Annotated in this window: 15 protein-coding genes; all 15 read right to left on the bottom strand. The window is 27.3% G+C overall.

Features of this window, described 5'->3' with window-relative positions; all coding sequences use genetic code 11:
* Positions 1–7: 7 nt before the first annotated feature.
* Positions 8–814: a D-alanyl-D-alanine carboxypeptidase family protein gene (locus CHL78_RS08355; RefSeq protein WP_094367037.1), complete on the bottom strand. Its 807-nt coding sequence runs from the start codon at positions 812–814 to the stop codon at positions 8–10.
* Positions 815–816: 2 nt separating this feature from the next.
* Positions 817–1884: a D-alanine--D-serine ligase VanG gene (vanG, locus tag CHL78_RS08360; RefSeq protein WP_094367038.1), complete on the bottom strand. Its 1068-nt coding sequence runs from the start codon at positions 1882–1884 to the stop codon at positions 817–819.
* A 163-nt stretch (positions 1885–2047) separates the two neighbouring features.
* The gene (locus CHL78_RS08365) at positions 2048–3412 is read right to left on the bottom strand and encodes an MATE family efflux transporter (RefSeq protein WP_094367039.1); all 1365 of its coding nucleotides are present in this window, start codon (positions 3410–3412) and stop codon (positions 2048–2050) included.
* A 294-nt stretch (positions 3413–3706) separates the two neighbouring features.
* The gene (locus tag CHL78_RS08370) at positions 3707–4375 is read right to left on the bottom strand and encodes an ABC transporter ATP-binding protein (RefSeq protein ID WP_094367040.1); all 669 of its coding nucleotides are present in this window, start codon (positions 4373–4375) and stop codon (positions 3707–3709) included.
* 67 nt (positions 4376–4442) lie between these two features.
* Positions 4443–7007 carry an ABC transporter permease gene (locus CHL78_RS08375; RefSeq protein WP_094367041.1) on the bottom strand — a complete coding sequence of 855 codons (2565 nt, stop codon included), beginning with the start codon at positions 7005–7007 and terminating at the stop codon, positions 4443–4445.
* Between the two features lie 23 nt (positions 7008–7030).
* Positions 7031–7450, bottom strand: a complete 420-nt coding sequence (locus tag CHL78_RS08380) for a DUF3139 domain-containing protein (protein WP_094367042.1) — start codon at positions 7448–7450, stop codon at positions 7031–7033.
* Between the two features lie 10 nt (positions 7451–7460).
* Positions 7461–8042: a hypothetical protein gene (locus CHL78_RS08385; RefSeq protein WP_094367043.1), complete on the bottom strand. Its 582-nt coding sequence runs from the start codon at positions 8040–8042 to the stop codon at positions 7461–7463.
* Positions 8043–8193: 151 nt separating this feature from the next.
* Positions 8194–9126 (bottom strand): ATP-binding protein, encoded by a 933-nt coding sequence (locus CHL78_RS08390; protein ID WP_243446400.1) that lies wholly within the window; start codon positions 9124–9126, stop codon positions 8194–8196.
* 482 nt (positions 9127–9608) lie between these two features.
* Entirely contained in the window at positions 9609–10319 is a 711-nt protein-coding gene (locus CHL78_RS08395; protein WP_094367045.1) for a LytR/AlgR family response regulator transcription factor, read from the bottom strand.
* Positions 10320–10590: 271 nt separating this feature from the next.
* Positions 10591–11379 carry a CPBP family intramembrane glutamic endopeptidase gene (locus tag CHL78_RS08400; protein ID WP_094367046.1) on the bottom strand — a complete coding sequence of 263 codons (789 nt, stop codon included), beginning with the start codon at positions 11377–11379 and terminating at the stop codon, positions 10591–10593.
* Between the two features lie 100 nt (positions 11380–11479).
* A complete protein-coding gene (locus CHL78_RS08405; RefSeq protein WP_094367072.1) occupies positions 11480–12151 on the bottom strand; it encodes an ABC transporter ATP-binding protein in 672 nt (223 codons plus the stop codon).
* A gap of 13 nt (positions 12152–12164) precedes the next feature.
* Positions 12165–14738 carry an ABC transporter permease gene (locus CHL78_RS08410; RefSeq protein ID WP_158540663.1) on the bottom strand — a complete coding sequence of 858 codons (2574 nt, stop codon included), beginning with the start codon at positions 14736–14738 and terminating at the stop codon, positions 12165–12167.
* Positions 14739–14926: 188 nt separating this feature from the next.
* Positions 14927–15724, bottom strand: coding sequence for a sensor histidine kinase (locus CHL78_RS21080; RefSeq protein WP_243446401.1), 798 nt, complete (start codon positions 15722–15724; stop codon positions 14927–14929).
* A gap of 530 nt (positions 15725–16254) precedes the next feature.
* Positions 16255–16965 (bottom strand): LytR/AlgR family response regulator transcription factor, encoded by a 711-nt coding sequence (locus CHL78_RS08420; protein ID WP_094367049.1) that lies wholly within the window; start codon positions 16963–16965, stop codon positions 16255–16257.
* Between the two features lie 215 nt (positions 16966–17180).
* Positions 17181–18062: a proline iminopeptidase gene (gene pepI / locus CHL78_RS08425; RefSeq protein ID WP_094367050.1), complete on the bottom strand. Its 882-nt coding sequence runs from the start codon at positions 18060–18062 to the stop codon at positions 17181–17183.
* Positions 18063–18217: the final 155 nt, after the last annotated feature.

An 18217-nucleotide genomic window follows, 5' to 3' on the forward strand; every position in this document is an offset into this window, starting at 1 on the left:
ATCCTCTCTATAACCACACTGTAACAATAAATCCATTTATATTGTTTCCAGATACAGAGTATTTCTTATTACTATCTATCTTGATTTCAGTGTTATCACCTTTGCCTTCAATATAATACACTTGTACTTTTTCTTGCTTATCAGTTGTAAATAAATATCTGTTATCAAACGTAAAGTCAACTATAAAGTCCATATACTCTTCTAAACAAAAATTATATTTATCCATAATCTCAGCATGAGGTCTTCCAACATATCTAAAGTGCCACTTTTCCTCAGATATCCCCGTTATATCTTCTTTATCATAGCTATATCTCATAACAAACCCATAGCTTTTTGCTAAATCTTTAAATTCCTTACAAATACCTATATCAGGAAATGATGGGCATATAAAATCTATATTTTCAACTACTTCTCCTAGGTCTATTGCAAGACCTGTTTGATGCTCACTTTCCATAGGTCTTGCTACGTATTTTCTAGTAAATTCTATACCATTTTCAAATATAGATTTATCATAGATTTCTCTTTGCTCGTCTTTACTTCTATATCCACTTACTGCCACCATTTTTTGTTGTCCATTTATAGCATCTATTAATTCTTTTAATGAATTATCCATAAGTTTACTAACATACATAGGCGATTGATCATATTTATATAAATATGTATCGTCTACTTCTATTAAATCTAGATTGCTTCCTAAAAATTTATGATTTTTATTAACTAATATTAAGCTTCCATTATAAATATCTTCTTTTCTTAACTTTACTATCTTGAAATCTTTTTCATCACATATAACCCTATCCATTAATTCAATCATGACTAAGCTTCCTCTAATACAAGCACTTCTGATAAAGTAACTTCTATTAATTTGTCTATTAATTTTGTGTAACTTAATCCAATCAAATCCATCATTCTTGGGTATCTACTACTATCTGTAAAACCTGGTATAGTATTTACTTCATTGAAGAATACATCTCCCTTTTTATCTATAAACATATCAACCCTTGCTAGACCTTCACAAGAAAGTGCCTTGTAAATTTTAGTTGCTATTTCTTTAATTTCTTCAGCTTTAAAATCTGTAATTCTTGCTGGTGTGTGAATTCTTGAAGTTTCTAAAGTATACTTTTCATTAAAATCAAAGAATCCTCTTGATAACTCTATCTCATCAACTCCACCTACAATAAGTTCATCTTTTCCTAAAATAGCACACCCTACTTCAAATCCATCTATAGCTTCTTCTATTACTACCTTATCATCTTGTAGTAAAGCTTCATCTATAGCATAATCTAATTCTTCAAAGCTAGATATCCTAGTAATACCTATTGATGAACCTGATTTGGCTGGCTTAACATACATTGGTAATTTCATAGCTTTCTCATTTAACATATTTATTGCATCTTCTTTATCATATAAAGTTATAGATTTTGCAACTTTTATTCCCTCTTTAGCTACCAACGTATGTGCTATTGCCTTGTCCATACATATAGCTGATGACAATGTTTTACATCCTACAAATGGTATTTCTGAAAGCTCTAACAATCCTTGTAATGTTCCATCTTCAGCATACTTTCCATGTAGTACAGGGAATATTACATCTACTGGTACTATATTTGCTTTATTATTTTCTATTTCAATAAATCCTTTATGACTTTGGCATGGTGATAAAAATGCCTCCTTACAGCTCACATGCTTATACCATGTATTATTTCTTATATTATTTGTACTTCCTTCATATCTAAGCCATTTTCCTTCTTTTGTAATTCCAATAGTCATTATATTGTATTTATCTTTGTCAATATTATCTATTACAGCTGATGCTGACTTTAAAGAAACTTCATATTCATTAGATTTTCCACCAAATATTATAAGTACATTATTTTTATTCATTTATTAAATCTCCTCTATTCTTAAGTTTTATATTATTTTTGTTTTCTAATTTAACTTTATACACTTATTCTAAGATACAAAACTTAAGCAATTTATAAATAAACCTTAAGCTTTCTTAAGTTTTTCTTATAGATTTATTACTTTACAACAAAAAAAGATATTGCTATATAGCAATATCTTCATATTCAACATCTTTATTTTCATCCATTATTTTATTTATTTTTTTATAGTAAGCTATCATAAGAGGCACAGCTGCTGCTACCCAAGCAACTGGATCTGATAGACATATCCCTGCAAATCCTATAAACTTCGGTAGTGTAAAAGCTACTGCTGCTCTTGCTAGTAATTCCGCGACTCCAGCCATCATTGGTACAAATGAATCTCCCATACCTTGAAGTACACTTCTATATACAAGTATAAATCCTAGAGGTATAAAGAATACCGCAGAATAATTAAATACTTGTTGTGCATAGCTAAATATTTCTGGAGTTGGATTTTCTATAAATAGCATTACAAAATATTTACCTAAGAATACAAGTACAGCACCTGCTATTAAACTTGATATAATAGATACTTTATTCATTATTTTAATACCATTTTTTATACGATCAAATCTTTTAGCTCCTAAGTTTTGTCCTGCATAAGTTGCAATAGTAACCCCAAATGAAATAGCTGGCTGCATAACAAGTTGTAAAACTTTAGAAGATGCTGTATAAGCCGCTATTACAGTTGAACCAAATACATTTATAGCACTTTGAACTATTATTATACCTATTGCAGTCACTGAAAACTGTAGCCCCATTGGTATACCTATCTTTAAATGTGTTTTGTAGTATTCTTTTTCAGCTTTAAAATCTTCTTTTTTAAGCCTTAATATTTTAAATTTTTTATAGCTATATATTATACATAGCACTGCTGCAAACCCTTGAGCTATATTAGTTGCGTAAGCTGCTCCTGCTACACCCATGTTAAATTTAGCTATAAATACTAAATCTAATATAATATTAAGAACTGAAGCTATTATTAAGAAGTATAATGGTGTTTTACTATCCCCTAAAGCTCTAAGTATTCCTGCTGCCATATTATAAAGTGATTGAGTTATTATTCCTGCAAAAATTATTGTAATATATGTGTTTGCATCTTTAAATATATTATCTGGGGTATTCATAAGTCTAAGTAGAGGCGTTTTCACTAATAAAGCTATTACTGTAATTATTACCGTTGATATTATTGTCAAAATAATATTACTTGCCGCAGCTTTTTTGATTCCAGCTTCATCTTTAGCTCCAAATTTCTGTGATACTAATACTCCAAATCCACTTGTAAGTCCAAGTATCATTCCATTTACTAAAAAGAACATTGATCCCGTAGTACCTACTGCTGCTAGAGCATCTACTCCTACAAATCTTCCTACTATTATAGTATCGACCATACTATATAATTGCTGAAATATATTTCCGATAAGTAATGGTATCGAGAAAAATATAAAAATCTTCAAAGGGCTTCCTTTGGTCATGTCGTTGGTCATATATTCATTCCTCCTGTTATTTAATTTATTTTATATAAGCTAATTAAGTTCAAATTAAAAGGCACTACTCAGCGTAATGCCTGGTTTAAATGTTTTAATCTTATAAATGATACCAAATAAGAAAGCATTGGTCAATAGAATGTTGAAATAGCAACGTTTTCATAATATATAAAGCCTATCAAATTATTCAATCAATGCTAATTCAGCTATACTTTCACATATTATCTACTACGAGCTATATTATTACCAATAAAAAGACCATATTGAGTATTATTCAACATGGTCTATACACAACTAATTGGCTATAATTTTACCGTCACTAATAGTTATAACATTTTCCGCACTCTTAGCTATTTCCTCATTATGAGTTATCATAACTAATGTCTGTTTATATTCATCTACGCAAAACTTTAGTAGATTCATTACTTCATCAGTTGTTTTACTGTCTAAGTTTCCAGTTGGCTCATCTGCAAATATTATTGAGGGTTTATTTGCAAGTGCTCTAGCTATTGCAACTCTCTGCTGTTGTCCACCTGATAATTCATTTGGAAATTTATTGATTTGAGATTTAAGACCTAACTTAACTATCAAATCTTCTATGTACTCTTTATCTACTTTTTTACCACTAAGTGAAACAGGTAGCACTATATTCTCATATACATTTATGACTGGTATCAGATTAAAACTTTGAAATATAAATCCAAATTCTTCTCTTCTTATCTTAGACAGTTTATCGTCATTTAAAGTATATAAATCTAAATTATCCATAAATACTTTACCAGAAGTTGGTTTATCAAGCCCTGCCATACTATGAAGCAAGGTACTCTTTCCTGAACCACTTTGCCCAATTATAGCTGTGAATTTATGAGGCTGTATCTCCAAATTTATCCCATCAATCGCTCTAACTTCACTATCACCCTTACCGTACATTTTTCTTAAATCTATAGTTTTTAAAGTTTTCATCAACTAACCTCCAAGTACAATAAATATTTTTAAATCCTTAATGTAAAAATTACTTATCTCATAATAACTAATCGTTATCTTTTATTCCCTCAATAATGCTCATATTTTTTAAATCTCTACTGCTCGTAGCTACTGCGATTAAGCATACAGTTACAGATATTACAAAGAATATTATTGATTCTTCAACTGGGAATATAAAAGACATAAAGTTTTCTATTCCATAATTTTTATAAGCACCATTGTTCCAGTTTACAAATTTAGTTAAATTCATAATTGATGGAATTAAAGTGATTATAAAACTTAATATTGCATATGCTAGCGCTTCATAAATGACCATTTTCTTCATATTTTTCACACTCAATCCTATTGCTCTAAGTGTTGCAATTTCTTTTTTCCTTATAAGTAAATTAGTTTTTATTGTACAGAAGATATTAATTCCTGCTATTATTAAGACTAATACTACTATAGATAACTGACTCTTAGTATGCTCTTTTGCTGAGCTATCCATCATCTCATTGAAACTCAACTTACTTTCAAATTGTGATAAATGAATATTATTAGAAACTTTTCTTACTTTTTCATTTACAGTTTTATCATATGTATCTTCTAAGTTTATACCTAATTTATTGTATTTTTTTTCACCAACAATATGTTTAGAAAGGCTATTCGCTGTTACAATCTCAAAATTACGAGCTAAATCTCCATCTCCCTTAGACATCCAATCAGGTTTTAATATTGCACATACCCTTACTTTACTTTCTTTATATTCAGTGTTTCCATCTTCTGTAGTTGGCACTTTTATTGTTATAGTGTCTCCTATCTTTAAATCAGGGAAGACTTTTTTAAACTCATTTGTTTTAGATTCATCGTAAAAATAGTTATATACTGCTACATTTGGCATTCCTTTGCTTAAACTTCCAATCTCATATATATGCCCTTCTTGTAAGAAGTTTTTTAATGTATGTTTTATATAGTCAGGTCCAAATAATTTTACATCCATATTATATTCCATTTTCTCTTGTTCTTGTATTCCTTTGCTCTTTGCAAAGTCTTTATCCATTTCATTCTTTTTATAATCTAATAATCCACTTTCTATTTGTAGCGGAATCACACTCTTTACACCATCTATATTTTTTAATTTATTTACATCACTATCTGTGTACACGACATTATCTATATCTGAATTTACTCCAAATTGTATTGTTATGTCATACCTTTTTTGCATATTCTCAATTTTATCACTCACTTCCTCTTTCATACTTGAGAATGTAGTTAAAAATACATATCCTCCTAGTGCAATTGATATCATAGATATTAGTGCTCTACTTTTATTCCTTCCAATATTTTTAAATCCCATATATCCATAAAATCCAAATATCTTACTTAAAAATTTCCCAACTCTGTAGCTTCCCCTATAACCCTTAAACTTATCGGTTTTCTTTGTGGCTTCAATGGATGATACATTACCAACCTTGAAAATAGGTATAATACAAGAAGCAAAAACAGAAAATACACCTGTTATTATAGCTTTCATAATATTTTCATTACTTACATATAACTTTGGCTTTATTACTGCCTCTTGATATATAAAAGGATTAGATGTATTGACTACTATGTACGAAGATATAACACCAAGTACCAATCCTACGGCTATACCTAAAGCCATTATAATTAATGCCTGATATATTATCATACATCTAACTTTTTTCTTACTTGCACCTATTAATCTAAGTAATCCCATTTCTTTTATTGTTTCGTTTAATGTTATATTAAAAATATTGAATACGAAAATTGCTGCTGTAATTATAATTAAAACTTCCCTTTTATAAGCCTCTGGATTTTCTCTATCTATTTTTTTATCCATTAACTGTCTTACAAGAGGCATATTTGGTGAATAACTAGCTTCACCTAAATTGTGTTTTGCCATAATTTTATGAGCTTGTCCATCAGGATTTTGTGAACCACTTTTTAGACTTAATAAATTGTCATAGGTAATTATATCTGGTGGTATTATATTATTTTTTTCATCATTACCGTATGTAAATGCTTCAAAAGGAATATTTATATCATAAAAATCATAAAATCCTTCTGGCTTTTTTATAACTCCTACAAGTTTAAATTTTTTGTCTACAGTATAGACTTTGTTATTTCCTTCGTCATCTTTATATTTCTTTTTAATTGTAAAATCTAAGGTAGTATTTAATTTATCAGATATATCCATTGCTTCTAAAGTATTTTCTTCCATTACTATTTCATTATTATTATTTGGAAGTCTACCTTTTGTTAATTTTCCTGACTTATTGGCCACGTAATCTTTATTTGCTGATCTTAGTGGAAATGAATTTCCCTTTTCATCTACAATATTACCTAAGTTTTGTACTGTAGTAGTTTTTGATACATCCTTATCATTTTTTAACTTTTCATTTCCATCTGAATTTAAATCCTTAAATTCTAAATGATATCCACCATAAAGTTTGTTTATTGCTTCTACATCATTTTTGTATTTGGATTTGTTTATAACACTAGTTCCAAATATTAATACTACACCTAATGCAACACCTAATATTAACAATGATGTTCTAAGCTTCTTTTTCCTCAAATATGCTAGTGACATTTTTAAATATATTCCCATAAAATCACTCTCCTTTTATAATTTTATTTATCTAAGTAAAGTGGAGGATATTTTACATTTTTAAGATCCTCACCTCTTACACGTTTATTACCATTACTTAAGTCATAAATTAGTAATGCAACTTTATACAACTTTGTATCATGCATATCATCTACATAAAAGTATTGATATTCATATTTAGGGTCATCTTTGTATGTTATAGTATAGATAATGCCTTTCAAGTTTGACTTTTTTAGGTTTTCTTCCCTTAAAGCTGTATCTTTTAATTTTGTAATTTCACTTATATTCTCTTTTGAAACTCCTTGTTCTTTAATATATCTACTAATGTTTTCTTCAGCCTTTTCCCATTTATAAGGTTTAAAGTAATTGTCATATACAAAAATTCCTGTAAATCCTACAATCACTATAATTAGTACTGATAAAATAACTTTATGTTTTTTCATATAGCTCTCCTTATTTTAGTATAAATTCCTTATTCAACCTTAGTTCTAAAATCTTAGTTGACTTATCAATCTTGCTCACCTGAACACATATCTCACCCATACTAGGAAGTTCTACATTACCCTCACCTTTCTCAAATACTTTCTCAACTTCATCAAAAAAATCTTTCTCAGTCAATTTAGTATCAGTCAATGACTTAAATATGTTATAAATAGCTTTAATAAATTTATCACTCTCCGATAACTTTTCATCATCAAAATAGTCTTTGACACAATGGATAGCTAGTGTTTCCTTACTTTTTTTATCGTCTGTTGTCATAGAGTAATTTAATACTTGCTTAGGTTGCTCTTTAGAGTATTCTAGATTTCCTAGAGATAACACGAAGCTACCGTCCGGTAAGGCTTCCGCTACCCTAAGACCACTATCTTCTATCGATTCTGAAATTTTCTCTGATAAATCTTTTTTAATCTCAGAAACTCTTTCCTCCGTATAAATTATTACATCTGTGCTGGATGCAGAGGGTGCACATCCCACAACTAAACCTGTACTTATACTTGAAACTACCATAGCTAGTATAATTTTTTTTACTTTCATATAACTTTTTCCTCCACTTTATTTATACCTCTCATTTATCTATTAATTGACTTCATGATTCTTCTAATAAAAAAATAAGGACATTACCTTTTTCTATTAAAAGATAACATCCTTATTTTTTAGTATCAATATATATGACCCCACTAGTAACTTAATCGACCCAACTGTCAGTATTTTGATTAAGTGGTATGTATATGTTTAGTATAAATTTATCTTTATCATCTTCAAATAATAATTCTCCATCATATTTCTGTAAAGATGATTTAATACTTTGAACCCCTATTCCATGTATAAATTTATCCCTTTTGTCTGTTAATAATCTATTTTTATTAATTATAATATTATTCACTTTACTGTTCTCACATTTAAGTACAAAATAGGATTTTGTTATAGTTCCTTTGATCCTAATATATTTATTAATATCTTCATCATATATTTTGTCACACGCTTCTATCGCATTATCTAAAATATTAGCAAATATACTAGATACATCTATTGGTTTCATAAAATCAACTTTTGAAAAGTTTATATCACAAATAAATTTAATTCCTTTTTTTGTACATAATGTATTTTTTTCATTAATTATAATATCTAAAATCATGTTTCCTGTATTATGAATAGATTTAAATTCTTTAATTTCATCTTTTAAATTATTTACATACTCATTAATTTCTTTACTATTATTTTTAATATTTTCTATAGTACAAATATGATTATTTATATCATGATAAAGATTTTTAACCTTCATATGAGATTCTTGTATACTTAAGTAATGAGCGTATTGCATATCTAATTTATTTTTCATTAATTCATTCTGAGACTTTATTTTATTCTCTTTAATTATTCTTCTAAATAATAATATAATAATTATGATACTTGCCCCTACCAGCTTTGGAACTACAATCTGATCAAAAAAGCCCCATTCGTCATATAAATATGGTACTGACTTCCTCCACTTATGTACAATCATATTTATAGTCAAGTTCTCAGTTATATTATAAATTGACAGTGTATATCTTCCAATTATATTGATTACATTTAATAGTAAAGCCATCATCAAGTATATATAAGTCCTTTTTTCCATATTAAATAACTGTAAACGATTATTAATATATACAAGTATTACATATATAAGTATTATTAATATATAAGTATATATCCCTATTTTTGCTTTTTCGAAGTTAGATACTAAAAGTGACCCTTCAGATGATTGAGAATAACCTGTAATCCAAATATATAAAGCCCTTTCCAAAACTTGACTAAATAAGTCATAATATACATTAAATAAACAAATTGAAATTATATATTTAATATACCCTATCTTATAAAAATATATATAGTATATACCCCACACACTAAATACTATGATATCAAGCAAATTATTACTATTATCACCTCTAATTTCATCTATATCATACAATCGAGCTATGATATAAATTAATAACAATAAAATATAAAATACAATTTTATGATTTTGCCTACCATCTTTTTTATAAGTTAATATCCCTTTTAATATAGTAAAACGTATAAGTACTGATAAAATCAATTTTAGCTCATTCATAAAATTTAGCATATTGTATCACCAAGAAGTTTTAAAAATTTCTCCTTAATATCCTTATATCTATATCTACTTACAGGTACTTCTTCTCCGCTTTCTAATATTATTGTATTTGTCTTTATATTTTCCACATAGCTTAAATTAACTAGAAAGCTTTTATGGCATCTTACAAATTTATCTTGGTTTATGTCTTTTTCTATTTTTTCTAGACTATACTTCACATCAAAAGTCTTATTTATTGTATGTATTAACATATCCTTTTTTTGAACTTCTACATACGTTACTTCACTTGAGTAAATTTTGTAAGTATTAGACTTGTTCTTTATTAAAATATAATCATTTTTGTTTTCAATCTCTTTGATACAAGTTGTTATATGTTTTTCTAATTCCTCTGATTCTATAGGTTTTAACAAATATCTATAAGCTCTTACCTCATATCCTTCTTGTACATAATCTATTAAAGAAGTTATAAATATTATTTCCATTTTATTATCTACTTCCCTAATCTTTCTTGCAGTATCCATTCCATTTATTTGACCCATTTGTATATCAAGAAGTAATATATCTATATCTTTTAAGTTGCCTTCTAGTAGCTCTTCTCCCAAGCTATACTTTTGTATTTCATATGCTATATTTATATTTTTTAATATATTATCAAGATAATCTTCTATTAAGCGTTGCGTCTCTTTTTCATCTTCACAAATTGCTATATTAATCATAATATCCCCCTTATCCACTCTTGAAGTCTTTTGCTTTATACCTTCAAATATTATTATATATATCCGATACTTTAGGATAACATTTTTAAATTATTTTTAGCAATACTCAAATCTAAATAGTTATTATGCAGTTGGTATTATAAAAAGGTATTGCTTTTTAACAATACCTTTTCGTTGAATTAAATAATTAATATGAATCGCAGTAATAATGCCCACGATTATTTTTCAGCATAAGTTTTCTTATTTTGAGTTGGTCTTATAACTTGCAACTCTACTTACTACAAGTAATTTTTGCAAAGTTTATACTTCTATTATTAGACTTATGCTCTCTTATAACAATTATCCCCAATATTACTCCTATCGCTATATTTGTAGGATTTTCTAACAGATAGTATTTAGATATCTCTATATTAACTATATTAGATCCTATTAATATAAAATTCCATAATATATGATAGATTATAGCTGGTACTATATTATTTATTTTTATAGTCAATACTACTAATGCAAATCCTATTAAACACGAACTAATTACACCTGCTAACGCATCAATCAGTGGCATCCCTAAAAGTACTGTAGCTATATGAACTACACCAAATCCTAAAGACCCCATAATCATTGGTTTTGCTATTGATTTCTTATTTTGAAAACTATTTAGCATTATTCCTCTAAACAATATCTCTTCAGATGCTCCGGCTAGCACGCACCCTATAAAATTCATAAATAATATTATCCATATCTCGTTATTAAGTGATGGTGCTTTTAAATATACTCCTTTCACAAAAGTATACATCATTACTAGTATAATAGACATATGAGGCACAAACCAAATCAATGCTTTTATATTTATTTTTTTAAATCCAATATTCTTCCATCCATAAAACCTATTTATAATATATATAAGATATATACTACATACAGCTTGAAGTATTATTTGTAATGTTTGTTGTACCAAACTTCCATTGACAAGTTTCGTAATATTATTCAATATAAGTGCACTTATCATCATAAGTACTAGATATCCTACTAATGATCTAATCGCTATTTTTTCACTTTTCATATTTCAATCTCCTTAATTTTACATATTATCACAATTTTTCTATAAAAACCTTAATATGTAAATGATATAAAAAAAATTGAAATAAGTCTATAATATTTAACTATTTAGATTCAACTATATTTCCATCAGCTATAGTTATAATTCTATCAGCCATTTTTGCAATTTTATCATTATGAGTTATCATAACCAACGTTTGTTTATACTCATCTACACAAAACTTTAGCAGCCTCATAACTTCATCAGTGGTTTTACTATCTAGGTTTCCTGTAGGCTCATCCGCAAATATTATCTCTGGCTTATTTGCAAGGGCGCGAGCTATCGCTACCCTTTGCTGCTGACCACCACTTAATTGATTTGGAAACTTATTAATCTTGTCTTTAAGTCCTAAGATATCAATTATACTATTAATATATTTTTTATCTACTTTTTTATTATCTATATCTACTGGAAGTACTATATTATCGTACACACTTATAACTGGTATTAAATTGAAACTTTGAAATATGAATCCAAATTTTCTACTTCTAAGCTTCGATAATTTATCCTCTGATAACTTAGATATATCATCTCCATCTAGTATAACTTCTCCACTTGTTATACTATCAAGTCCAGCTATACAATGAAGTAGAGTACTTTTACCACTACCACTAGGGCCTATTATTGCTGTAAATTTTTCTTTTTCAATAGATAAGTTAATATTTTTTAGAGCTTCTACTTTATTTTCGCCTTCTCCATAAGTCTTACTTAAATTCATTGTATCTAATATGTTCATCCAAACCCCACCTTTACTCTTCATTTTTAAGACCTTCTACTATACTTAATTTTGAAACTTTGTTTTTTGCTAAATATCCAGCAATTACACATATAAGTATTGCCGCTACTCCAAACTGAAGTATTTCTACTACGGGTATCTTAAATTCATATGCTTGTTGAATTCCTAATCCTTTTGAAAAAATTTCATTTGATCTTTGCATACTTTTATAAACATTATAACTAGAAAATATTCCAGCTATTATTGAACTTAAAACCCCATATATAATGCTCTCTCTTAGTATCATTTTCTTAATATTTTTCATACTCATTCCAATAGCTCTTAGAGTGGATATTTCCTTAACTCTAATCATTATATTTGTTATAACTATACAAGCTATATTTATAGATGATATAACCATTGTAAGTACTACACTCACTAATACCTCTTTTTTAAGTTTTTCATTTCCCTCAGTAGACAACTTTCTATTATCATATTTACTTTCCATTTCCTTAAAGCCATCTTTATCTATTATTTCTTTTACCTTTGAAACTACTGCTTCTTCTTTATCCTTTTGCAATCTTATAGATATATTGTTAAAACCTTTTTTGCCTGTTAGATTTTCAAAATTATTTTCATCTAATATTACTTGGAAACGTGAATCCTTTCCACCTTCAGCATTTAAAACATAGTCAGGGTTTAATAGCCCCGCTACTTTAATTTTTTGGTTAACATATTTTACTTCTTTATCATTAGTTACTGGAATTTTAACTTCAATAATATCCCCTACTTTTAAGTCTTTTAATGTGCTTGCATTACTTGATACTTCTGTACCCGAATAAAAGTGGTTAGATACTACCCCACTTATTATATCGCCTTCTTCTTTTAAGTCATCTAGGTTTCCATCTTCTAGATATTTTTCTAGCTCTTTAATAGTACTTTTATCGTATCCTTTTATCGCTGTTCCTATTTCTAAGCTTGATTCATCGCTATCTAGAGGAATATATTGTTTATAATAGTCGCTTATATTTTCTTTATTTGAGTTTAGATATCCTGTAACATTCATACTCTTAGTTAATTCACTAACTCCATCTATTTTGGATATCTGACTTACTTCATCGTCTGTGTATTCATTAAAATATTCACTTGAGTTATTAGAATTATGGCTAAGTATTATGTCGCTTTCTCCCATAGCCATAATCATCATGCTAAGACGGTCGACATTTTTATCATATTGATTGAATCCAACCATATTAGTTATAAACAAAGAACCTGCCATACTTATTGAAAGTATTGATAAAATTGTCCTTGTTTTATATCTCCATATATTTTTGTATGCCATATATCCTGTAAGACCAAATACTTTCCTTATTAACTTGTGATAAAATCTATCTTTTTTTATTGACTTTGAACTATTAGTGCTTCTAATAGCTTCTATTGGAGATATTTTTCCACACTTATAAATAGTAAAAATACTAGCTATAGCTACTGAAACTACTGCCATACTTATAGGTTCTATTAAACTTTCTTTACTTATATAAAGGCTTCTATGTTCATTGTATATACTTATAAGACCTATATATGATGCTAATGCTCCCAATAAAAATCCTACTGCTAGTCCAATAAGTAGCACTATAAAGCTTTGGATAAATACCATATACCTTACATTTTTCTTAGTCATACCTATTGCTCTTGCCATTCCTATTTGTTTTGTCATATCTATTAATATAATATTAAATATGTTATATATAACTAGCGCAGCGGCGACCATTGGAATCAACTTATTAGTAATCTTAATCTCTCCACCTTTAGTCATCTCATAATTTTGTATAGCTTCATTTAGTTGTACATTTATCATAAATTTACTGTCATCTAATTTATATTTGCCTATTACTTTATTTGCCATAGACATACTAGGTGTGCTAGTCGTAAACTTAAGTAATCCTGAATGACTTAATAATTCTTTAGGTAAAATACTTTGATTTTCTGTATATTTAGTAAATGCTTTGACTTTATAGTATAAATTATCCTCATAAAATCCATCTGGCTTTTTTACTATTCCAACTAACTTAAATGATTTTTCTTTGCTATAAATCTGATTTTGATTATTTTCATCCGTATACTTTTTAACAATATTAAAATCAATACTTTGACCTAGCTTATCACTTAAGCCCATCTCTTTAAGAGCTTTTTCTTCTATTACTATTTCATTTTCATTTTTAGGTTCATTACCTTTTGTCAGCTCATAACCGTAAGGACCTCTATTATAACCATAAGAATCTATAAAATCTTCACTATAAGAGTTTAAACTTATCGATACTCCTTTATTACTTACCGCATCACCCAGGTTTATAACATCATTGATAACTTTTATAGTCTTATCATTTTTTAATTGCTCTACAATTTCTAAGTTAATATCACTGTATTCTACATGATAATCACTAAAGTTTTCATAAGCTTTTTTTATATCATGTTTATTCTTAGACTCTGGCACTACATTAAGTGTAAATACTAATATAACAGCTAATGCAATACTTGTTATTAATGATAAAGTTCTTCCCTTTTGTTTTTTTAAGTATGCTATAGCTAATCTAAAACTTACTCTCATCATTTCCCTCCTATTTTTCGTATAAAATTGTCTTAAAGGCATAAAAAAATGCTACCTTCTTTGTATAAAAGGTAACATTCGTAAGTTTTTGTTTCAATATAATACCGACAAGTGGTATGTTTTTACCGATAACTAGCATCCAAAAGACTTAGATAAGTATTTTTATAAGTAAATAATTATGTAGTATTTTATTCAACTGGTATATGAATAGTAGCTACAAATTTATATTCACTATCCTTAATTTTTAATTCTCCGTTATATCTTTTTATTGAAGATTTTATACTATCAATCCCTATACCATGAATGAATTTATCTTTTTTAGAAGTAAAAATCTTATTATTTTTAATTATTACTTTATTGTTCTTACTGTTTTCACACCTAACTACATAATACCCCTTTATAAAAGTACTTTTTATAGTTATATATTTTTCTATATTATTATCATCAATCTTATTACATGCTTCTATTGCATTATCTATTAAATTTGAAAATATACTACTTATATCAATCATCTCTATAAAATCACATTTACTAAAATCTATACCTACATTAAACTCTATGTTGTTTTCCAAGCATACTTTACTTTTTTCATATAATATAATATCTAGTAGCACATTTCCTGTATTATAAATATTTTTAGTTCCTTTTACTTCATTCTCTATATTGTTAATGTATTTATCTACATCTTCACTACTACTTTTTAATGATTTTATATTATTCATATGGTTGTTCATATCATGATATACTCGTTTCATTTTTTCTTGTGATTCCTTAACCATTAAGTAGTATTTATATTGCATATCTAGTTTTTCATTTACAAACTCTGCTTTAGCTTTTTCCTTTGCTGACTTTATAGAATTTAAAAATATAGATATTAGTAATATATTTACTATAAGTAAAAGATATGGAAATGTCTCTTGAATAGTTGATGAAAATATAAGCATGTCTGAAACATCATAAAAATGAACATTATTTTTAACTGCCATACTATATAAATTACTTATATCTGTATATGACTTATTTATAAAAAATATTGTTAATAAGTTAATTGTAGTAGTTAATATGATATATAAATAATATTTCTTATTTTTATAAATATTTTGAAGTATATTGAAAAAAGATATAACTACAAAAAAAATAATAAAATTAATTATAAGAGTTATTTCAAGTAGATAACCTCGTGAATAAGGTGAAAATGTTAAAAACCAAAAAATACTACTCTCTACTAAAATATAAATTAAAGTATATATTACTGAGCTAATAATAGATTTTCTTCTATTAATTTTATAAAAATTTTTACAAATCAAATATGTGATTAAAAACATCTTTAACATAAATTGTAAGGGTATTGCTCCAAAGCCTAATCCCATTATAATTGTTAAAATTAAGAATATACTTGTCAGTATAAACTGAACATCAAATTTATATTGATAAACATAACCTTTTTTATTCATTAACATAAAAAATAAAACTATAAACATTAACATATTTAAAACAGCTAAAATATATGTACTAACTAACATAATTTCTCCTCTATTAAATCGAAAAATCTATCTTTTGTCTCCTTAAATCTATACCTACTAACAGGTACTTCTTCACTATTTTCAAGTATTGCAACATACTGTTTTATACTTTTTATATGCTCTATATTAACTAAAAAACTCTTATGACATCTAAAAAATCTACTACAATCTATCTCCTTTTCAAAATTACTCATTGTCCCCTTTGTTTTATAAACTTCATTTAAAGTATGTATAGTTATATTTTCTTTTTGCACTTCTACATAAGTTATTTCATTTATATCTAATTTAATTTGATTACCTTGTTCTTTTACCATAATATATTTATTTTTTATATCTACTTCTTTTATGCAATTTATTATATTTTCTTTTAAATTCTCATATTTTACTGGCTTTATTAAATATCTATAAGCCCTTACTTCATAACCTTCTAGTGCATACTCTATCAAAGATGTAATAAAAATAATTTCGACTTTATCATCTAAAAGTCTAATTTTTCTAGCCGTATCCATTCCATTAATTTCACTTAATTGTATATCTAGCAAAACTATATCAATATCTTTAGTATAATTTTCAAGTAATTCCTCCCCTGAATTAAATACATTTAGGCTATATTTAATAGATAACCCTTTAAAGGTTTGCTCAATATGAGCTTCTAGTAACTCTTGTTGGTCTTTTTCATCTTCGCAAATTGCTATTTTTATCATAAGTCTCCCTCTTATGTACTTTTTATTATTCTATTTTTCATCTCTAATCTTTAGCATATCATTTTTTCATTATTCTTATCAAGATATTAAGTATAGATGAATGTTATTTTTATGAGGTATTTATATAATCTTCAAATAAAAAAATATCTCCTTATAATTAAAAAAAGATTAAACATATATCGTTTAATCTCTCTTTTATATAAATTTATATAATTTTAATCATTCGCATCTAACCATTTAGTTAGAACTTCTATATATTTATCATTTTCTTCTACAAACGGCATGTGTCTTGAATATTCAAATAGCTCCCATTTACTGTTAGGTATTCTATCATACATAGTCTTTGCAATATATGGTGAGCATAAATCTATCGCTCCACTAGTTATTAAACAAGGATTAGTTATTTCATGTAGCCTATCTGTAAACTCATATCCAGAAAGAGTACCTGTAGGAGAAAATTCATTTTGTCCCCATCCTACAATATATGCCTCAGAACCTGATTTTTTAGGTCTTCTTAAACATTCTGGAGATTCTTCTGTTACCTCACCTGCACAGTACATTTTCATAAACTTATCTAATGCATCATTATATTCTTTACTTGAATAATCTCCTGTATCTACTGCATCCAGTAAAGCCTTTTGATCAGCTTCATTCATATATGATATTCTTCTTTTTTGCTCTTTTTCCCAAAGCTTTGCAGATGATAGAGTAGATGAAAGAATATATGACTTAATTCCCTTTGGCTTATACTCAATAGCATACCAAATAGCCTGCATACCTCCCCAAGACTGACCTAATAAATGAATTTCTTCAAGTCCTAGATGTTTTCTTAGTTCAATAAGTTCTTTTATCCAAGTGTCAGCATTGAATAACTCAGGATGACCTTCTACAAATGAATTTCCACATCCAATTTGGTCATACATTATTACTTGTCTACCACTTTCTGCTATCTTATCTAATACTTCAAAATAGTTGTGTGTAGAACCTGGTCCTCCGTGAAGTAGTACTAATGGTTTCTTTCCTTCTGTTGCTTCGCCTACTATACGGTAATAAGTTTTAAAACCTTCAAAAGGCATGTATCCTTCAGTAATTTTCATGTTTACCTCCTCCAACTAGTCATAAGAAACAATAATTAGTTCCTTAATAAGACTGTTTAAAACTTCCTATTCATATTCTCTATGTATTTTAATCTTTATATTTGCTTTCATAAATATTATAGCATAAAAGAGTAAGACCTCCACGCTGAACTATC

The organism is Romboutsia weinsteinii, assembly GCF_002250835.2.
GTDB lineage: Bacteria > Bacillota > Clostridia > Peptostreptococcales > Peptostreptococcaceae > Romboutsia_A > Romboutsia_A weinsteinii.